Genomic DNA, 16,273 nt, shown 5'->3' on the forward strand with positions numbered 1-16,273 from the left:
CAGCGTTCGGAGTCCGGCCAAAGCATCGCTCGAGGCCGCCGCGATGGCGTCCGGCAAAGACGCAGGTTGGGATGCTGGGCTCGGCGGTATCATGCTGTCTTGATCCATCTATTCAGTATAGCCTTGAAGCAAATCCCAACGCAGATGCGAGCGACCACTCGATCTGGCGTTCTACTTGGCTAGGGTATTCTTTGCTTAGACCATTCTAAGGTACAGCTGGGCGACTTCGGCAGGATCGCCAAATCCTGGCAGCAAGGGCCTCAACCGAAGGACAGGATCAGCGAGGACATTGTTGCATGGAGCGCGGGGTGGCCAGGTGAGCAACGGACAAGCTGCCAAGACCAGGAGCAAAGCCAGCAGCAGGCGTCAGCCGCGCCAGGATCGCGAGGTCGGCGTGGCTCGAGGGGATCAGGAGCCTAGATCTTCGCAGTTCCGGCCCCGGCCAAGTATTTAGTAAGCCAATGATTATTATCGACAGACCACTTCTTGGCGGGACGGGCTGCGCCGCCATCAGGCAAGACTGTTGCTAAGATGCAACTTATGGCCAATTTGTCTCTTTTTTCAAAAAAACTGTTGCGAGCTGTGCCGTGCTAGTCTACTATTTCCGTTGCAAGGCACGTTTGCGGAAGGTTGGTGCAATCTTTCGTCTTATTCACAACACAGCGGAGATCAAGATGCAGAAAAAGATTCTGACCCTGGCCATCGCCGCCGCGATGGCCGCCCCGGCCGCCGCGATGGCCGAGGCGACCCTATATGGCAAGTTGCATGTCTCTATCGACTATGCCGATGTCACGGATGCGGCCGTGCGTGGTGTTGACGCTAACGGTAACCCATTAGCACGCTATTATGCCGATCCGAACAGTGTTAACCCAGATGGCACACTGAATCCGACTTCTGGCCCAGTTTATCTCGACGCCAGTGGAAATCCGATTGTCGCCGGCGGCAAGGACTTCAAAGGCTGGGGTATTTCTAGAGGCAACACTTATATTCCAGGTGCATCCCGCGCTAACCGGATCGGCGTCAAGGGCTCAGAAGATCTTGGAAACGGCCTCAAAGCCATCTACCAAGTCGAATTTGGGATCAACCTAAGCGACACCAATGGTAATGTTGCTAGCAATAGTGACTCTATTACCTACCGTAACACCTTCGTCGGCTTGGCCGGTAACTGGGGTACGGCGCTGGTCGGTCGTCACGACACTCCGCTGAAGATCTCCACCGGTAAATTGGACCTATTCAGCGACACCATGGCGGACTACAACGGAACCGTCGGGTTTGACGACATCCGTGCCGATAATGTTATTGCCTATATCTCGCCGAGCTTCTCGGGCTTCTCATTCATGGGCGCCATCATCGCTGGCGGCGGCGCAACCGCTGGCGCTGGCGCGAATGTCAATGAAGATTCATTGGCAGGCGCTTGGTCCTTAGCGGGTATCTATAACAACGGCCCATTCTACGCGTCTGTTGCTTATGAGTCCCTGGACAGTGATATGTTCATGGATTCACAGACAAGCATTCTTGGAAGGAGCGCGTGCGTTGACGCCGATGGTTTACAGACCTTGAGCTGCAACTACATTAGCGACTCCTATGACAAGTGGCGTATCGGTCTCGGCCTCTTGGACTTTAACGGCTTTACCCTGACCGCCCTTTGGGAGCGTCAGGAAAATCTGCCGTCTGGTCAGCAGCGGACAGCTTTAACCACCATCAATTCAGATGGCGTCGTCGAGGTTGGGAGCGCCAGTCCGTTCGAGAAACAGGATCTCTGGCAGATTCAAGCCGCTTATGCCTTTGGTAACAACACGATAAAGGCGATGTACGGTTCAGCTGATCGTACTGACTCCAAGGTCTTGGGTCGGACCCGTGACGTAGTTTCGCTAAATAATCTCGAGAGCGATCTCAAAGGCGACCGCTACACCTGGGCGATCGGCTTTGATCATAACTTCAGCAAGCGTACTAAGGCTTATGTGCTCTACACCCAGGTTGATGACGACCTGAGTGGTATGCCGGAATATCCCGGTATCGAGTGGAGTGGCTTCTCTGCTGGCATGATCCACAGCTTCTGATTTCGATCAGTCTCTGTGTCGAAAACGGGGCCTTTGGGCCCCGTTTTTTTATCACTGATCAACATCTTGCTATTCTGGCAGCGACGACGCCCTGCTGTGCGACAATAAGGCTAGGGATCGGCATCTCTCCTCAAAAACCTCATGCGACTGGCTCAGCGCGTCTTGTGGATACTGACGGCGGTCTTTGCGACGCTGCTCCTTCTCGCAATGCTGGTCATCCTGCTGCTACGTTGGGTCGATCCCCCGACCTCCGCCTTTATGATCCGTCACTGGATCACGGCTGATCATCCAGCGAATGACAAGCCTCGGCTCTACCATGAATGGATATCGGCCGACCTGATCCCCTCCAAGGTCAAGCTCGCGGTGATCGCCGCCGAGGATCAGCGCTTTCCGGAGCATGCCGGTTTCGATCTGATAGAGTTGAACAAGGCGCTTGCAAGCTGGCGCAATGGCGGCTCGTTACGCGGTGCCAGTACGCTCTCGCAACAGACGGCAAAGAATCTGTTTCTTTGGCCTAATAGCGATTGGTTGCGCAAGGCTCTGGAAGTCCCGCTGACGCTGATGATTGAAGCCCTCTGGCCGAAGGCGCGCATCCTTGAGGTCTATCTGAATATCGCCCAATTCGGCCCGGATACCTACGGCGTCGGCGCCGCAAGCTGGCGTTTCTTCGATCGTCCGGTGACGACCCTGGGCGCGAAAGAGGCCGTGTTGCTTGCGGCCGTGCTGCCGAACCCGCTGATCTATCGGGTTGACTCACCCTCACCGCAGGTGCGCCGCAAGGCGGCCTGGATCGAGCGCCAGATGCGCAATCTCGGCGGCCCAACTTATTTGGATCGGCTCTAGCACATTGGCGAGCTGCACTCGCGCGCAGGCACCTCAGGAAAGCTGCGATTTAGAGCTGTCCCAAGGATTGACCAGCGCTAGTCCGCAGTTGCGGAACTCTGCACGGTTGCGGGTGGCGACAGTCATTCCATAAGCGGAGGCAATGCCGGCGATCATGGCGTCTGGCAAGTGCTCATCGAGAGACTCTCCCAAGGCGCGTTTTCGAGCCATGATCAGAACGCAGGCCTCGGCAGCTGCCGATGTGAAGTCAAGCGTGCCGGCACCGAAGAGATCGGTTATTAGCCCATCGAAGCGGAGCGCCAGATCCTCGCGGCGTTTGCCTTGCGCGAGCAGTGCTAGTCCGTAGCGGATCTCCCAGCGAGTGATCGCCGATATTGCGAGGCCGCCGATCCCCACGCTATCGATCCAGCCGAGCACCAGAGGGCTTGGCTCTGGTCGCATCAGCTCGGAGACAACATTCGTATCCAGCAGATAGATGTTGCCGTTCACGTAGATTCCAGATCCTCAAGATTCGACGCTTGGAATCCGAATCTACCGCGCTCCCCTAGGTCGATGCCGCGCTCTGGGCCAAAGTACTGGCGCACGATCTCAGACGGTTGGGCCTTCTTCGTTGATTGTTGACGCTTTTCGTGGATCAATTGCCTGACCAGCGCCTCCATTGACAGTCGCTGCCGTGCGGCCTCTTGCTGAAGCCACTCCTTATCCTCGCGATCGATTTGACGTACCGTCAACATGGCCATTGGCTGACCTCCTCAATCTCTCATTAATCCGCGGATGAGTGCATGCATCTTTTGCATGCAAGGACAAGGGCGTATGGGCTCAAGCGCGTTCAGGAGCCGGCAAGCCAATTGCGGGCTGAATCCGCATCCCGGGCGATCTGCGCCTTGAGTGCCTCGAAGGAGTCGAACCGCTGTTCATCGCGCAGTCGCAACAGGAATTCAACCTGCAGATGGGCGCCGTACAGATCGCCATCAAAATCGAACAGGTGGACCTCAAGCCGCTCATCAGTGCCCGCGACCGTGGGCCGGCGTCCGATATTCGCCACACCAGGCCAGGGCGCCTCGGCCAGCCCATGCACCCGAACCGCATAGACACCGCGCAGCGGACTCACGCGCCGATGCAGGCTGATATTGGCGGTTGGAAAGCCGATGGTGCGTCCGCGCCGGTCGCCATGCCCGACGCGGCCGCAGATCCGATAGCCGCGGCCAAGCAACTGTCGGGCCTGCTCGAAATCGCCGGCGGCGAGCAATTCCCGAATTCGGGTGCTGCTGATGCGCTCCGCCTCGTGCGTGATGGTCTTCAGATTGGCCACCTCGAAGCACTGATCGGGCGGTAGTTCGGCGCCAACGCGCTCGAGTAAGGCATAGTCGCCCGAGCGGTTGTGGCCGAAGCGAAAATCATCGCCGACCAGTAGGAAGCGCACCCCGAGTCCATCGACGAGCACGCGCCGGATGAAGTCGCGCGCGGCCATTGCGGCCAGCTGGGGGCCGAACTCGAGCAGCAAGATGCGTTCGATCCCATCGTCAGCGATGGCGGCCACCTTCTCGCGCAGTCGCGTCAATCGTGCCGGAGCGACCGCCGGCGCGAAAGACTCCATCGGCTGCGGCTCAAAGGTGATCACCGTGGCCGGTAGCCCGAGCGCCGCACCCTGCGCGAGCAGGCGCTGAAAGACCGCGCGATGGCCGAGGTGAACGCCATCGAAGTTGCCGATGGTCGCCACGCAGCCGCGATCCTGGTCACGCAGATTATGAAGGCCCCGAATCAGCCGCATGCCCATCCGTCCATCGGTTGAGTTAAGCGAGAGAGGGTGATTATAGGGGGCGCCGCCGTTCACTGCGCGGCGGGAAGACGCATCTGATAGGCAACTTGGACCTGGGGCCGGGCATCCCGACTACCGAGCTGGAAGCGGTCTTTCGTCCCTTCCATCGGGTGGAGCACTCCCGCAGCCCAAACACTGGAGGCACTGGGCTTGGGCTCGCCATCGTCAGACAGCGCGCGCAGGCGCATGGCTAGCAGGTTTGGCTCGAGAATCGGCCGGATGCAGGGCTCGCGGCCTGGGTGGAACTGCCGGCAACTCGGTCTCGCACTGCTGACTGCACTGAAGACCGCGACAGCACAAATGTCTCGGGCCACAACAAACTTCACATCAACCGCCAGAGCTGAGTAAACTCAGGATGGAAAGCGTCCTTGATCAACCGAACGGTTCGCGCGAGCGGGCCGGAAAACGGAGGCTAGCTGCAATGGCGGCATACTTCGAACAGGCGTTTAAGATTCAAGGTTTCGATCGCGACCCGGCACCACGCTGGCAGATGGTCCCTGTTGCCGGCAAGCGTTACGTCATCCTGCGTGACGGTGCTGGACTTAACATCTCCAGTACGAATCCCGGTGTGGTCACCGTCGAAGAGGTGCAGGCCCGTCAGCTACCGACCGATAACCGGCGGCCTTTTATGGCTGGCGATCGGTTTTTCAAATTGAGTGGCATCAGCAAAGGAAACGCACGGATTCGAGCACAGCGCGGGGCTGCAACCGTCGTCGAACTGGAAGTGGATACGAAAAATAAGAAATCGGTCACCGTCACCTTCAATTTTGTTCGCGACAACGCGGGCCATCGAACTCGGCGTAATACCTCGCAAACAGCAAACTGGCTCTGGATGATCAATCTCATCTATAAGAATCAGGCCAACATTGAAGTGACGCAGCGACAGGCGCGCAACGTCACCGTCAATAAGGATCTCGGTGATGTCGTCCGCTTCTCGAGCCATTTGCCAGGCGTCCCCGCAGCCGAGCACGAATGGGACGATGTGACCGCGACCGGAGATGCCGCGGCTGATGTCAATATCTTCTTGGTTTGGCGCTACGAACAGGACAACACGCCGTCGATAGACCACACCGATGCTGGCTATCTCAACGGCAACGTCATTTACGAGGACGCCGCCGGCCGCCAAGACGGAGAAACCATGGCCCACGAAATTGGCCACCACCTGGGCGTTCCGGATCAGTACATCGCGGCGCGAAAACGTGAGCTCATGTACGGCTTTACCGATGTGCGTGGAATCCACCTGCCGAAAGCCGACGTGAACACCATGAACCCATAAGCCGAGACAGGGAGATGCCGATGAATGCGCAACCACTGATCGAAGACCTTCAGGGCGACCCTGAAATCGCCATGCAAGCGGCCCTTAACCTCTGGAACAGTGCAGCAGCTCCAGTCTGCGCGGCACAGCCTGACCTCTGCTCGGCCATCCGCGCTAGCGTTGCGCATGGCAACCGTTCGGCCGCGGCACTCCTGCTCCTTGGATACGATACTTCCACCGCTGCGACCGCGGCTCTGGAGCAGGCGGCCACCACCGATGACACGGAGATGACAAGGCTTCAGCCCTGGAGTGAGCAAGTTCCTGTGCGGCTACCGGCGGATGTCGCGCTGTCACGTCTCGGTGATCCGGCTGCCAGGGCCCGAATCTTTGGCACGATTGAAGCCGGCGACCTGGCCAGTCTCGCCTTTCTTGTCGCTGTCTTGCGTGATATCGACTCACCGGAAGTCTTACAGGCGCTCAGTCGAACCTTGAACGACGATCGAGAAATCCCGGTCGATCCGACCGGAGCCCCCCCCGCCGTTCGCCTTCTGCAAGACGTGGCGACTGAAGCCTTCATCACCAGGCTGGGTCTCAGCGTCAGTTTTCAGCAAGATGCGAACGGCCACTACAGCGCAGCGCAGCGTCAGGAAGTCTTGGCGCAGATAAAGGGGTCGATTCCGCAATGAGCCTGCAGAGGCTGCTCGTCGCGCTGATTGTTGCACCGCTTGTCATCGGTTTACTGGGTGATCCAGTCGATGCGGCAGCGCAGCAGTCAGCCGTCGAGCAGGCATTCTCCGCCGTGGAGCGCGGTGATTTTGGCCCGGTATCGGATCTTGCCCAACGCGGCGAAGCCATCGTCAACGCGGTTCAACCCTACCTATCAAGCCCGCAGGAGGTCCTGCGTCGGGAGGCCCTAGCCCTGTTATCGACGCTTGGAGGAACGCGGGCCTGCAACGCGCTGGTAAGCGCCCTAGCTGACCCATCCGCGGATATCCGATCGCGCGCTGGTTTTGCCCTCATGGCGCACTGCGACCTTGGAGCAATAGCGCCGACGGATGAATCGCTTTCGGCCTTACTCACAAGCCTAGAGCGCGGCAATAGCTCAGCAGCACCACTGCTGATGTTGGGTCACTTTACCAACACAGCCGCTCTCGACGCTCTGCAGTCCGTTCTCCAGAATCCATTCTCGGTGAAGCTCCACCCCTGGAGTCCGCTGGTATCCGCCGCCTTGCCGGCGCGGGTCGCGTTATTGCGGCTTGGAGCCGCTGGTAGCCAACCGGCAATCCGCAGGGTCATTGCGCAAGACGACCTCTCCGAGCAAGTCTTCCTGCTCGCGGTTCTCGATCAGATTGAAGACCGGGAGACCTTACTACAACTCTCCAAGCATCTCGACGACCAGCGCCCAATCGCCGGCGGAGGGGGGGTGCCCTCCGGAGCCGTGCCGAGGCGGCGCCTGTGCGACCTCGCGCTAGAGGCATTCGCAGCAAGCCTCGACCTGACCTTGCCATTCGATGTGAGCACCGCACGGCGCTACCACCCGCGTGAATGTCACCAAGTCGCGGTTGCCGTGCAACAGCGCCTCGCTCAGGACTAAACGGGACTCAGAGGCTGCACTGAAAATCCTACATTGGCCCCTACGGGCGCTGCATGACCCGAGCACGGCCTGGGTGCTCCTAGCGCTCTCGCTTATCCTCACCATGACCTCGAACCCTTCGACTGGCGCAATCAACGCGCCTTTGGCTACGACATGTTTTCCGAGCTGGCGCGCCGCGCGGCCCTACTCGGATTCGTCTACAGCCCGTTTCGCGTCAAGGACTTTCTGCGTGGCATCCTCGGCGCCGATCAGGGCCAGATCCACCTGCGGCTGTTCGATGGCAAGCCAATCGCAACGGTCAACGTGGACGTCACCAGAATCGCCCAGCCTGAGCCGGCGTGGCTCTCAGTCTCAGCCGAGGTTGCGCGACAAGCTATCAATACGCAGCAGTTGCTGCACCAGATCGCCGGTGTCGTCGGCCTGATCCAAATCGTCGAGCGCGGTCCAAGAATAGTCGGCTTCGAGTCGATACGAGGCCAAGTAGGGGTGCGGCGGCTCGCCGCGCCAGTCCTCGGGTGAGAGCATCGAAAAGTAGCGCTTGCCATCGGGCTTGCGATAAAGATGGTAGATCTTCCCTGGCAGGCGTTTGAAGGCGCAGTCGGCATGCGTGAGGGCATGCTCGTCGCGGGCCTCATCCAGGGCTTTGCGCGCTTCGGCCTGTAACGCCTTGATCTGATCTGCAATCACGCGCAGCTTGGCGCTGGTGCGCGCGCTGAGCATGGACTCGGCACGCTCGATCTCCTCAGCCAAGGCTGGGGCTTGGAATGCTGGCGCCAGCCGGCTCACCGGGTACGGCGAGCTTCGCTCAGAACCTTGATGCAGGAGGGCCTTCTTCTCGTCAGTCATTGGATGCCTATTCGTTGATGGGTCGATGGCTGGCTGGCGGTGTTCATTGCTGCAAGGTGCGGCCACCATCCACGGCAATGATCTGGCCGGTGATGTAATCGGCATCGCGCACCAAGAACAGTAGGGTCCGGGCGATGTCGTCTGGCGCCCCCGCGCGCCCAAGCGCGGTGCGCGACAGGATCTCATCCTTGGTCGCGGCTGAGAGCCCTTGCTCCGGCCAGAGGATGGCGCCCGGCGAGATGCCGTTGACCCGGACCTCGGGGCCAAGTTCCCGCGCCAGCGTTTTCACCATCATCGCATTGCCGGCCTTGGCGATCGAATAGATCGGGTGTGACTTGAGCGGGCGCTGGGCATGGATGTCGACCAGATTGATCACCGCGCCGCGGCTCTGGCGCAGCAGGGGCGCGGCCGCTCGCGTCAGAAAGAACGGCCCTTTCAAGTTCGAGCCGAGCAGATCCTCCCACTGCGTCTCGGTCGCCTCCTCGAGCGGCGTTGGATAGAAACTGGAGGCATTGTTGACCAGAACATCGAGACGACCATGATAGGCTTCGACCTCGGCGATCAGCGTCGTCAGGCCGGAGATATCGCAGAGGTCTGCTTGCACCAGCTGCACCGACCCCTTGCGCTCCAGCTCGAGCGTCTGTTGTAGGGCCTCAGCGGCTTCGCGAGACTGATGATAATGCAGCGATAGATGGGCGCCTTCGGCGTGCAGCAGTCGCGCGATCCGCGCACCAATGCGATGCGCCGCCCCGGTGATCAAGACGACCTTGCCCTTGAGCGAACCAAGCCCTGAGCGACCTTGCCTTGGGTCATCTTGCGCTGGCTTGTCTTGCAATGGATTGGTCTGTGCTGACATGTCCTGTGCTAGCTTGTCTTGCAATGAGTCGTCCTGCGATGGGTTGTCCTGTGCCGGGTTGTCTTGCGCTCGGTCGCCGCGCACTGCGCTCGCTGAATGGGCTGCTGGCTGATTAGTCAATCGATTTCTCCAGGCAGGCGATTTCTGCGACATCAACGACCCTCTCGCTAATCCCTTGGACTTGATGGAATCTACCGATGGTTGATGCCGAAGACCATGTCAACCAACACCGCCTGGCAATTGAGGCACTAATCCGCGCCGAGATCAAGGCTGCGGGCGGCCAGCTCGCGTTCGACCGTTTCATGGAGCTTGCGCTCTATGCGCCAGGGCTTGGCTATTACGTTGCCGGCGCCGCAAAGCTTGGGGCGGAAGGCGACTTTGTCACCGCACCCGAGATCTCTCCGCTATTCGCACGCTGTCTCGCGGTCGCCTGTCGCGAGGTGCTGAACACCCTCGAGGGGGATCGCATGCAGAACCGCGGTCACAGCACCGGCACCGGCAGCACCAGCAACCACAGAGCCGAAGCAGGCGCAGGCAACGGCAACCCTAACCCCACTACCATCTGTGGCCATAGCAGTGAGTCACAAGCGAGCGGCACGGCGCCAAGCAGCGGCGCCGACCTACTCGAACTCGGCGCCGGCACCGGGGCACTAGCCGCTGAACTCTTGGCTAGCCTTGCCAACGAAGGCCCGCTGCCAGAGCGTTATCTGATTCTGGAGCCGAGTCCCGATCTGGCGCAGCGTCAGTACCAAACCCTCGCCGCGCGCGTCCCCGAGTTGCTCGAACGCTGTTACTGGCTCGATCGCCTGCCGGAACGGTTTGATGGCATCGTCATCGCCAATGAGGTCCTAGACGCCATGCCGGTCAATCGCTTCCAGATCGGCGACGAGGGGCAGATCCAAGAAGTCTGCGTCGGCACCGATGGCGATGACGGACGCTTCATCGATCGCCTTTCGGCATCGGCATCGCCGGCACTGAAGCAGGCAGTCCGAGCGTTGCAGTCAGCAGGCCTCGCCACCCAGCCCGGCTACCGCTCCGAGATCAACCTTCGGCTTGCACCCTGGACCCAAGCGCTCGGCACCATGCTCGGCAGGGGCCTGATCTTGGTCATCGATTACGGCTATCCGCGCACCGAGCTCTATCTGGCCGAGCGCAACCAAGGCACCCTAATGTGCCACAGCCGCCACCAAGCGCACGCTGATCCCTATCGGGACATCGGCTTGCAGGATCTCACTGCTCACGTCGACTTCAGCGCCCTCGCCGAGGCCGGGCCATCAGCCGGGCTGACCCTCGCCGGCTATACCACCCAGGCCAACTTTCTCATCGGCTGCGGCATCGATGCGCTGATTGCAGAGGCGGCTGATCATGATCCAACCGCGATGCTCTCCCTAACCGCTGGCGCCAAGCAGCTGCTGCTGCCAAGCCTGATGGGCGAACGCTTCCAGGTGCTCGGATTGAGCAAGCAACTCGACAGGCTGGCGCTCAGCGGCTTTGCCGTGCGCGACCTGAGGGCCAGGCTCCAGCAGCCAGGCGGCAAAGGTGAACACCGCAACAACTGCTAGGCCTCAGCGCAGATAGGTTGGCACAATCGTCTCGATATCCGTTGGATGGATACCCAGCTCAAGTAACCCATCGTGCTCAGCGCAGACGCTCGGAGTCTGCATCGACCAATAATTGTCCATCGTGAAGGGCTTGCCGGGCAGCCGTTCGAATAACTGCGCCTGCCAACGCGAGGCGCGATCATTGAGTCTGATCAACAGGCAGCGCTTGCCGATCCAGCGCGCGGTCTGCTCGACCAGTTCTTCGAGTCTGAACACCCGCGGCCCGCAAAGATCGTAGCGCCGGCCGATGCTGCTCGGCTCCCTTAATGCGCGTGAGATCGCCTCGCAGACATCACCCACCCACACCGGCGCAAAGCGCGCATCTGGACAGGCCAGTGGGAAGAGGCCCGGCGCCATCTCCAGCAAAGACGCAAAGCGATTGAAGAAGCGATCACCGCGGCCAAAGATCACCGAGGGTCGCAGGCTGGTGACCTGCAAGCCCGCGGCCTGATGCGCCAGGTCTTCACCGGCGCCCTTGGAGCGCAGATAGGCACTACTGCCACCGGTCGCATCCGCATTCAGCGCACTCATCTGGATCAGCCGCGGCACAGCAGCCGCTTGCGCTGCTGCAGTCAGCCCACGCACTAGCTCGAGGTGGACGCCCTCGAAGGTCGTGCGACCCTGCTCGTTGAGGATACCAACGAGGTTCACCACCGCATCACAACCAGCGAGCACCTCGATCAGGCTGGCTTGATCAAGGCGATCGACCGGGACTAGGCTAAGGTGCTGGATGAGCTTGAGCTCAGGATACCGATGCGGACGGCGCGTCGGCACCCGACATTGCCAACCGGCCGCGCCCAGTCGTCGGACCAGATGCTGGCCAACAAAGCCAGCGCCACCGAGGATACAAATTGTCTTGGTTCTCATCGGACTCCTTGGAACTCGCGCTCTTATCGAGCGAGGCTGGTGCCCATGCTGTGGAACAGCGGGCGATCTGGGCGCGTATTATGCCCGATCAGCTCCCTGAATTGACGCTAGCCATCCTGGACCCACTCGCTCTCATCGCCTACCTCGCCACTGGCGCAGTCGCCGGACTACTGGCCGGACTGCTCGGCATTGGCGGCGGCGCACTCATTGTGCCGGCCTTGATCGCCGTCTTCAGTGACCTGCATCTCGATGGCCTCTGGGTGCCGCATCAGGCCGTGGCGACCTCATTGGCCACAATCATCGCGACTGGCTCAGCCTCGGCCTACTCCCACCATCGCCGTGGCGGGGTTGACTGGTCGGTCTTTGGCGTGCTCGGCCCGGCCCTGCTCATCGGCGCAGGGGTTGGGGCCTTGTTCGGCGGGGCGATTGCACCGCTCTGGCTGCAGCGTCTCTTCGCCCTGTTCTTGTTCTACACTGGGGCGCGCATGCTGCTGCGCAAGCCGCAGAGATCATCAACACCTTTTCCAGCGCGGCCACGACTGCTCGGAACCGGTATTGGCTTTGGTGCCCTAGCGGCCTTGCTCGGCGTGGGTGGCGGTATCTTGGTGGTGCCGTTCCTCGCTCGCCATGGCATTGCCTTGCGGCGCGCCGTGGGCACTGCCAGCGCTTGCGGTGTGCCGATCGCGGCGGCCGGCAGCCTGGGCTTCGTGCTCTCAGGCTGGGACCGCGCTGGGCTGCTACCACAGAGCCTCGGCTTCGTTTACTGGCCAGCCGCTCTGGCGATCGTCGCCACCAGCATGCCATTTGCGAACTTAGGCGCGCGGCTCGCCCACCGACTGCCGACCCTGACCTTGAAGCGGGTGTTTGCGGTGCTGCTGCTCTTGGTTGGTATCGGCCTGTTGCGCGGCTAAGGCTCATGGCGCCGCAGGCTCGTCAAGCCAGAGGCGGCGATAGAGGTAGGTGCTGCCGGCTGCGTCGCGAAGGACCAAACGTCCCTGCTGCTCAGCGAGCTCATAGGCGCGAACGCTCTCGCTGCTAGGCTCATAGAAGGCGATGCGCTGAGCGCGGCGCTGGAAAAGACCTTCGATATGCCCACCCTCGGCGGCCTGCAACCGGAAGCGCTGGCCACGGAGAATCATCAGGCTTCCATCGCGACCCTCCCAGATCCCGTCCAACCCGCTGCTACCGCCGCCCCAGGGCCAAGCCATGGCAGTCGCCATCGGGGCGTTGGGCATGCCCTGCATGCCGAAGGCGGTGATCGGATCGCTGAAGGCGCCATAGCCTGGCATCTGGCTCCAAGGCATTTGACTCCAGGGCATCTGACCATAGCCGACATTGCCCATGCCCGGCATCATCGACGGCATCGCCGGGACTGCCGGGGCAGAATCCCCATCAAACAGCCCCATCGCCTCCATCATGCGTGCCATTGCCTTGGCCATCACATCTGCCGCATCGCTTGCGAAAGCGCTTGCGGGCAGCAGCACCGACAAGCTGAGCGCTAGGGCAATCAGGGCGGGAAAACGCATGACAAGGCTAGGGATAAGGCTTGAGACCAGGATGACAACCCATGACAACGGATCAGCATAACAGAGGTCACTGATTAAGCAGCGTGCCTGATGCTTTCAAATTGCGCATCTCCAGCCGGCTCATTGAACTGCTCGTAGCATGGCCCCTACGCGCAACGGCGGCAGTCCCAGTCGGTGCCGATAGAAGACGCGATAGGTCAACACCCGTCGCACATACTGGCGCGTCTCGGCGTAGGGGATCTCGGTCATCCAGAGATCTCCGGGCATCGGCTCCTCTGGCAGCCAGCGGCTGACCGCTGTAGGACCGGCGTTGTAGGCAGCGCTGGCGATCAGCGGATGGCCACCGAAGCGCCGTTGCATCTGCGCGAGATAGGCCGTACCCAGGGAGATGTTCAGCGCGGGGTCGATCAGATCCCGCCGCTCGGGCTCCGGCAGTCCGCGCTTCAACGCCACCTCGCGAGCAGTCGGTGGCATCAGCTGCATCAGGCCGACAGCACCGGCGTGAGAGGCAATGCCCGGATCGAAGGCGCTCTCTTGGCGGATCACCGCGTAGACCCAATCCAACGCCAGCTTCTGCTCGGCAGCGGCCTGACGCGCTTGCTCGGCATAGGCGAGGGGAAACCGCAGGTTAAGATCATCCCAGTAGGCTGCTTGCGAGAGCGCCAGAATCGATTCGTTGGCAAATCCGAGCTCAGCCGCTGCAACCGCAGCCACCAGCTTCTGCTCGGGGGGCATCACACGCACCAGGTCGAGCCATTCGCGCCGCACATCAGCATCGCGACCAAGCGCCTTGAGCGTCTTCAGCTGCTGCACCAGGTCGGAGCCTAGCAGTTGGTCGAGCGCGCGCGCGTCGACGGGCGCTGGCTGATGCGCCAGTGCCGGCGGACGTCCAATCAGCTCCGCCGCGAGAAAGCCCCAGAGCGTGCGCTCTTCGGCGGCCGAGGCAAAGGCATGTGCGGCTGCGGCGCGCTCCACAGGACCGGACGCGATCTGCATCAGCGCCTTACCCCGCCAGTAACGCCATTTGCCCAGCTCGTCGGCCGTTGACGGCAGCTGCTCCGACCAGTCCGCAAGCGGTTGCCAGGCACGAAGCCTCAGCGCGAGACGCAAACGCTGACGCTGAAGGTCTTGATTGTCAAACCGAGGCTCGAGCCGCGCGAGATAATCGAGCCCTCGATGATCACCTGTCCGCGCGAGGGCGCTGCCGACGGCGGCATCAGCGCGTTCCGCAAGCCGGACTGGCAAACGCTCAGCCGCCCCGATCGAGGCCAGCAGCTGCTCCGCTTTACTCGGCGCCTCAGCCGCGAGCCGCTGTAGACCATAGACCAGGATCTGCTGTCGCCGAGCCTCATCGGGCACCCGCTCGGCCGTGATCGGCTGCTCGAGTAAGAGCCCAGGGCGCCGATGGACCGCCAACATCAGCTCAAGCCAGGGCGCTTGCTCCTGAGGCAGATAGCGCGATTGAAAGGCCGCCACCCCTGGATTATTCGCATGCAAGGCGCGCTCGATGCGGGCCCAGACGAGAGGACTCCGGAGCCCACCAACCTCGGCCCAGATCGCGAACAGCGGATCGCAGTCCGAGGGCAAGGAGCGTCCAGTCAGATAGCGCTCCGAAAGCCCTGAGAAGGCCTCTGCCGCGCGACCGGTGCCAAACAGCGCACGCCGATACCAACAGTCGCGCTCAGTGGAGCCATTATCGGCATGCGCGGCCAGATAGTCCGACCAACGCTGTTCACGCACCAGCCGACGCAGCCACTGCTCGCGCAAGCGTTCTGCCGCCGCCGTGCCCTGATAACGCGCCAAGAAGCGTTGCACCTCCTGCGCATCGGCTTCATTCAGCCTCGCTCGAAGATCAACGAAGGCCTGGTCAGCTGTCATGGACCGTGGCTCAGTGCCAGGGGTGAGCCACGATGCTCTTTCCGTTTCGGCCGTCTGGTCGATCTCAGGGCTAGAATCTCGCGCGTCAGCCTCTTGATCTTCAGTCGCCGTAAACTGCGACGGCGCCATCAGGGCCAGCCCGGCGAGGGCGAGGAGAACCAGCGCGATCGGCAGAAAAATCCTGCGTAATCGAACCCTTCCACGCCACTGCGCAGGGCGATTTTCACCGCCTTCTGGCTCTGCCCCGATTGATTTGCGTCGAATAGCGTTCATCTGACTCTCGCAACCCCCTGGTAACCAGCACCGCTCAGCATCATCATGGCCAGATCCGACCCACCCGATCTCAACACCCTGAGTTTATTGCTCAGGGAGGTCGCGCAACGCGAACTCATGCCGCGCTTCGGCCATCTGCCAGCGAACCAGAAGGCCGATGGTAGCTTGGTCACCGAAGCCGATCTTGCCGTTCAGCAAGGCCTCCTGACAACGCTCGCCGAGCGCTGGCCAGACATCCCCTTGTTAGGGGAAGAGATGTCCGACGCCGAGCAGCAGCGCCTGCTCGACGACCAAGACGCCGCGCTTTGGTGCCTGGACCCGATTGACGGCACAAGCAACTTTGCCTGCGGCTTCCCCGGCTTTTGCGTCTCGTTGGCCCTGCTGCGCGGAGGTCAAGTCGAGCTTGGCCTTGTTCTGGACCCCCTGCGCGATGAGTGCTTTAGTGCGAAGCATGGCCAAGGGGCGTTCATGAACGGCGAGCCGATCCGTCCTTACAGCCCTGGTCAGCAGCTCAGTGACTGCCTGGCAATGATCGACTTCAAGCGTTTGCCGAAAGATCGAATCGCCGGACTATTCGGCGCTGACTCATTTCGCTCCCAGCGCAATCTCGGCGCAGTGGCGCTGGAATGGTGCTGGCTTGGCGCCGGTCGCTTTCAGCTCTATCTGCATGGCGGCCAAGGGCTCTGGGATCATGCCGCCGGTCGTCTGATCGCAACAGAAGCAGGCGCAGCAACCCGACTCTTCGCACCTGGCAGCACCCAACCCGAATCGGCGTTGACACTCGCCAAGCGCCTAGCCCTCGGCGCTGCGAACGAGGACCTGCTCCAGCAATGGCAAGCCCGCATCCTGCCACCG

At 61.3% G+C, this 16,273-nt stretch carries 17 protein-coding genes and 1 pseudogene; 10 read left to right on the top strand and 8 right to left on the bottom strand.

Annotated elements, in window-relative coordinates:
- The first annotated feature begins 674 nt into the window (after positions 1 to 674).
- A complete protein-coding gene (locus VBE63_RS12810) occupies positions 675 to 2,060 on the top strand; it encodes a porin (protein WP_323683421.1) in 1,386 nt (461 codons plus the stop codon).
- Positions 2,061 to 2,201: 141 nt separating this feature from the next.
- Entirely contained in the window at positions 2,202 to 2,903 is a 702-nt protein-coding gene (gene mtgA, locus VBE63_RS12815) for a monofunctional biosynthetic peptidoglycan transglycosylase (protein ID WP_323683422.1), read from the top strand.
- Between the two features lie 33 nt (positions 2,904 to 2,936).
- Here the strand turns inward: mtgA and VBE63_RS12820 are convergent, their stop codons facing one another.
- The 3 genes from VBE63_RS12820 to ribF form a co-directional block, all read right to left on the bottom strand.
- Positions 2,937 to 3,392, bottom strand: a complete 456-nt coding sequence (locus VBE63_RS12820) for a type II toxin-antitoxin system VapC family toxin (RefSeq protein ID WP_323683423.1) — start codon at positions 3,390 to 3,392, stop codon at positions 2,937 to 2,939.
- The gene (locus tag VBE63_RS12825) at positions 3,389 to 3,643 is read right to left on the bottom strand and encodes a FitA-like ribbon-helix-helix domain-containing protein (RefSeq protein ID WP_323683424.1); all 255 of its coding nucleotides are present in this window, start codon (positions 3,641 to 3,643) and stop codon (positions 3,389 to 3,391) included. Before VBE63_RS12825 ends, VBE63_RS12820 begins: the two co-directional genes overlap by 4 nt.
- 89 nt (positions 3,644 to 3,732) lie before the next feature.
- Complete coding sequence (gene ribF, locus VBE63_RS12830) at positions 3,733 to 4,674, bottom strand: bifunctional riboflavin kinase/FAD synthetase (RefSeq protein ID WP_323683425.1); 942 nt, start codon at positions 4,672 to 4,674, stop codon at positions 3,733 to 3,735.
- 158 nt (positions 4,675 to 4,832) lie between these two features.
- Here ribF and VBE63_RS12835 point away from each other — a divergent pair, with 158 nt between their 5' ends.
- From VBE63_RS12835 to VBE63_RS12855, 5 genes and pseudogenes are all read left to right on the top strand, one after another.
- The gene (locus VBE63_RS12835; protein ID WP_323683437.1) at positions 4,833 to 4,916 is read left to right on the top strand and encodes an ATP-binding protein; all 84 of its coding nucleotides are present in this window, start codon (positions 4,833 to 4,835) and stop codon (positions 4,914 to 4,916) included.
- A gap of 161 nt (positions 4,917 to 5,077) precedes the next feature.
- Complete coding sequence (locus tag VBE63_RS12840; RefSeq protein ID WP_323683426.1) at positions 5,078 to 5,998, top strand: hypothetical protein; 921 nt, start codon at positions 5,078 to 5,080, stop codon at positions 5,996 to 5,998.
- 20 nt (positions 5,999 to 6,018) lie between these two features.
- Positions 6,019 to 6,663, top strand: a complete 645-nt coding sequence (locus VBE63_RS12845; protein WP_323683427.1) for a hypothetical protein — start codon at positions 6,019 to 6,021, stop codon at positions 6,661 to 6,663.
- Complete coding sequence (locus VBE63_RS12850; protein WP_323683428.1) at positions 6,660 to 7,571, top strand: hypothetical protein; 912 nt, start codon at positions 6,660 to 6,662, stop codon at positions 7,569 to 7,571. Before VBE63_RS12845 ends, VBE63_RS12850 begins: the two co-directional genes overlap by 4 nt.
- Positions 7,572 to 7,640: 69 nt before the next feature.
- Positions 7,641 to 7,844: pseudogene (locus tag VBE63_RS12855) on the top strand (CHASE domain-containing protein); the annotation flags it as partial.
- A gap of 78 nt (positions 7,845 to 7,922) precedes the next feature.
- Here VBE63_RS12855 and VBE63_RS12860 read toward each other — a convergent pair.
- Together VBE63_RS12860 and VBE63_RS12865 are read right to left on the bottom strand one after the other, a co-directional pair.
- Positions 7,923 to 8,417 carry a DUF2452 domain-containing protein gene (locus VBE63_RS12860; RefSeq protein ID WP_323683429.1) on the bottom strand — a complete coding sequence of 165 codons (495 nt, stop codon included), beginning with the start codon at positions 8,415 to 8,417 and terminating at the stop codon, positions 7,923 to 7,925.
- Between the two features lie 43 nt (positions 8,418 to 8,460).
- Positions 8,461 to 9,393, bottom strand: a complete 933-nt coding sequence (locus tag VBE63_RS12865) for a pteridine reductase (RefSeq protein ID WP_323683430.1) — start codon at positions 9,391 to 9,393, stop codon at positions 8,461 to 8,463.
- A gap of 77 nt (positions 9,394 to 9,470) precedes the next feature.
- On the opposite strand from VBE63_RS12865, the gene VBE63_RS12870 reads away from it, so the two are divergent.
- The gene (locus tag VBE63_RS12870; protein WP_323683431.1) at positions 9,471 to 10,835 is read left to right on the top strand and encodes a class I SAM-dependent methyltransferase; all 1,365 of its coding nucleotides are present in this window, start codon (positions 9,471 to 9,473) and stop codon (positions 10,833 to 10,835) included.
- Between the two features lie 3 nt (positions 10,836 to 10,838).
- Here the strand turns inward: VBE63_RS12870 and VBE63_RS12875 are convergent, their stop codons facing one another.
- The gene (locus VBE63_RS12875; protein ID WP_323683432.1) at positions 10,839 to 11,741 is read right to left on the bottom strand and encodes a complex I NDUFA9 subunit family protein; all 903 of its coding nucleotides are present in this window, start codon (positions 11,739 to 11,741) and stop codon (positions 10,839 to 10,841) included.
- Between VBE63_RS12875 and VBE63_RS12880 the strand changes: the two genes are divergently transcribed.
- Positions 11,726 to 12,652 (top strand): sulfite exporter TauE/SafE family protein, encoded by a 927-nt coding sequence (locus VBE63_RS12880; protein WP_323683433.1) that lies wholly within the window; start codon positions 11,726 to 11,728, stop codon positions 12,650 to 12,652. The genes VBE63_RS12875 and VBE63_RS12880 overlap by 16 nt on opposite strands.
- 3 nt (positions 12,653 to 12,655) lie before the next feature.
- On the opposite strand, the gene VBE63_RS12885 is transcribed toward VBE63_RS12880, so the two are convergent.
- Together VBE63_RS12885 and VBE63_RS12890 are read right to left on the bottom strand one after the other, a co-directional pair.
- On the bottom strand, positions 12,656 to 13,267 hold the full coding sequence (locus VBE63_RS12885; protein WP_323683434.1) for a hypothetical protein: 612 nt from the start codon (positions 13,265 to 13,267) through the stop codon (positions 12,656 to 12,658).
- A gap of 120 nt (positions 13,268 to 13,387) precedes the next feature.
- Complete coding sequence (locus VBE63_RS12890) at positions 13,388 to 15,145, bottom strand: lytic transglycosylase domain-containing protein (RefSeq protein ID WP_323683435.1); 1,758 nt, start codon at positions 15,143 to 15,145, stop codon at positions 13,388 to 13,390.
- A gap of 318 nt (positions 15,146 to 15,463) precedes the next feature.
- Here VBE63_RS12890 and VBE63_RS12895 point away from each other — a divergent pair.
- The coding region (locus VBE63_RS12895) for an inositol monophosphatase family protein (RefSeq protein ID WP_323683436.1) at positions 15,464 to 16,273 on the top strand (810 nt) is incomplete at its 3' end.

The organism is Lamprobacter sp. (assembly GCF_034860625.1).
Classification (GTDB): domain Bacteria; phylum Pseudomonadota; class Gammaproteobacteria; order Chromatiales; family Chromatiaceae; genus Lamprobacter.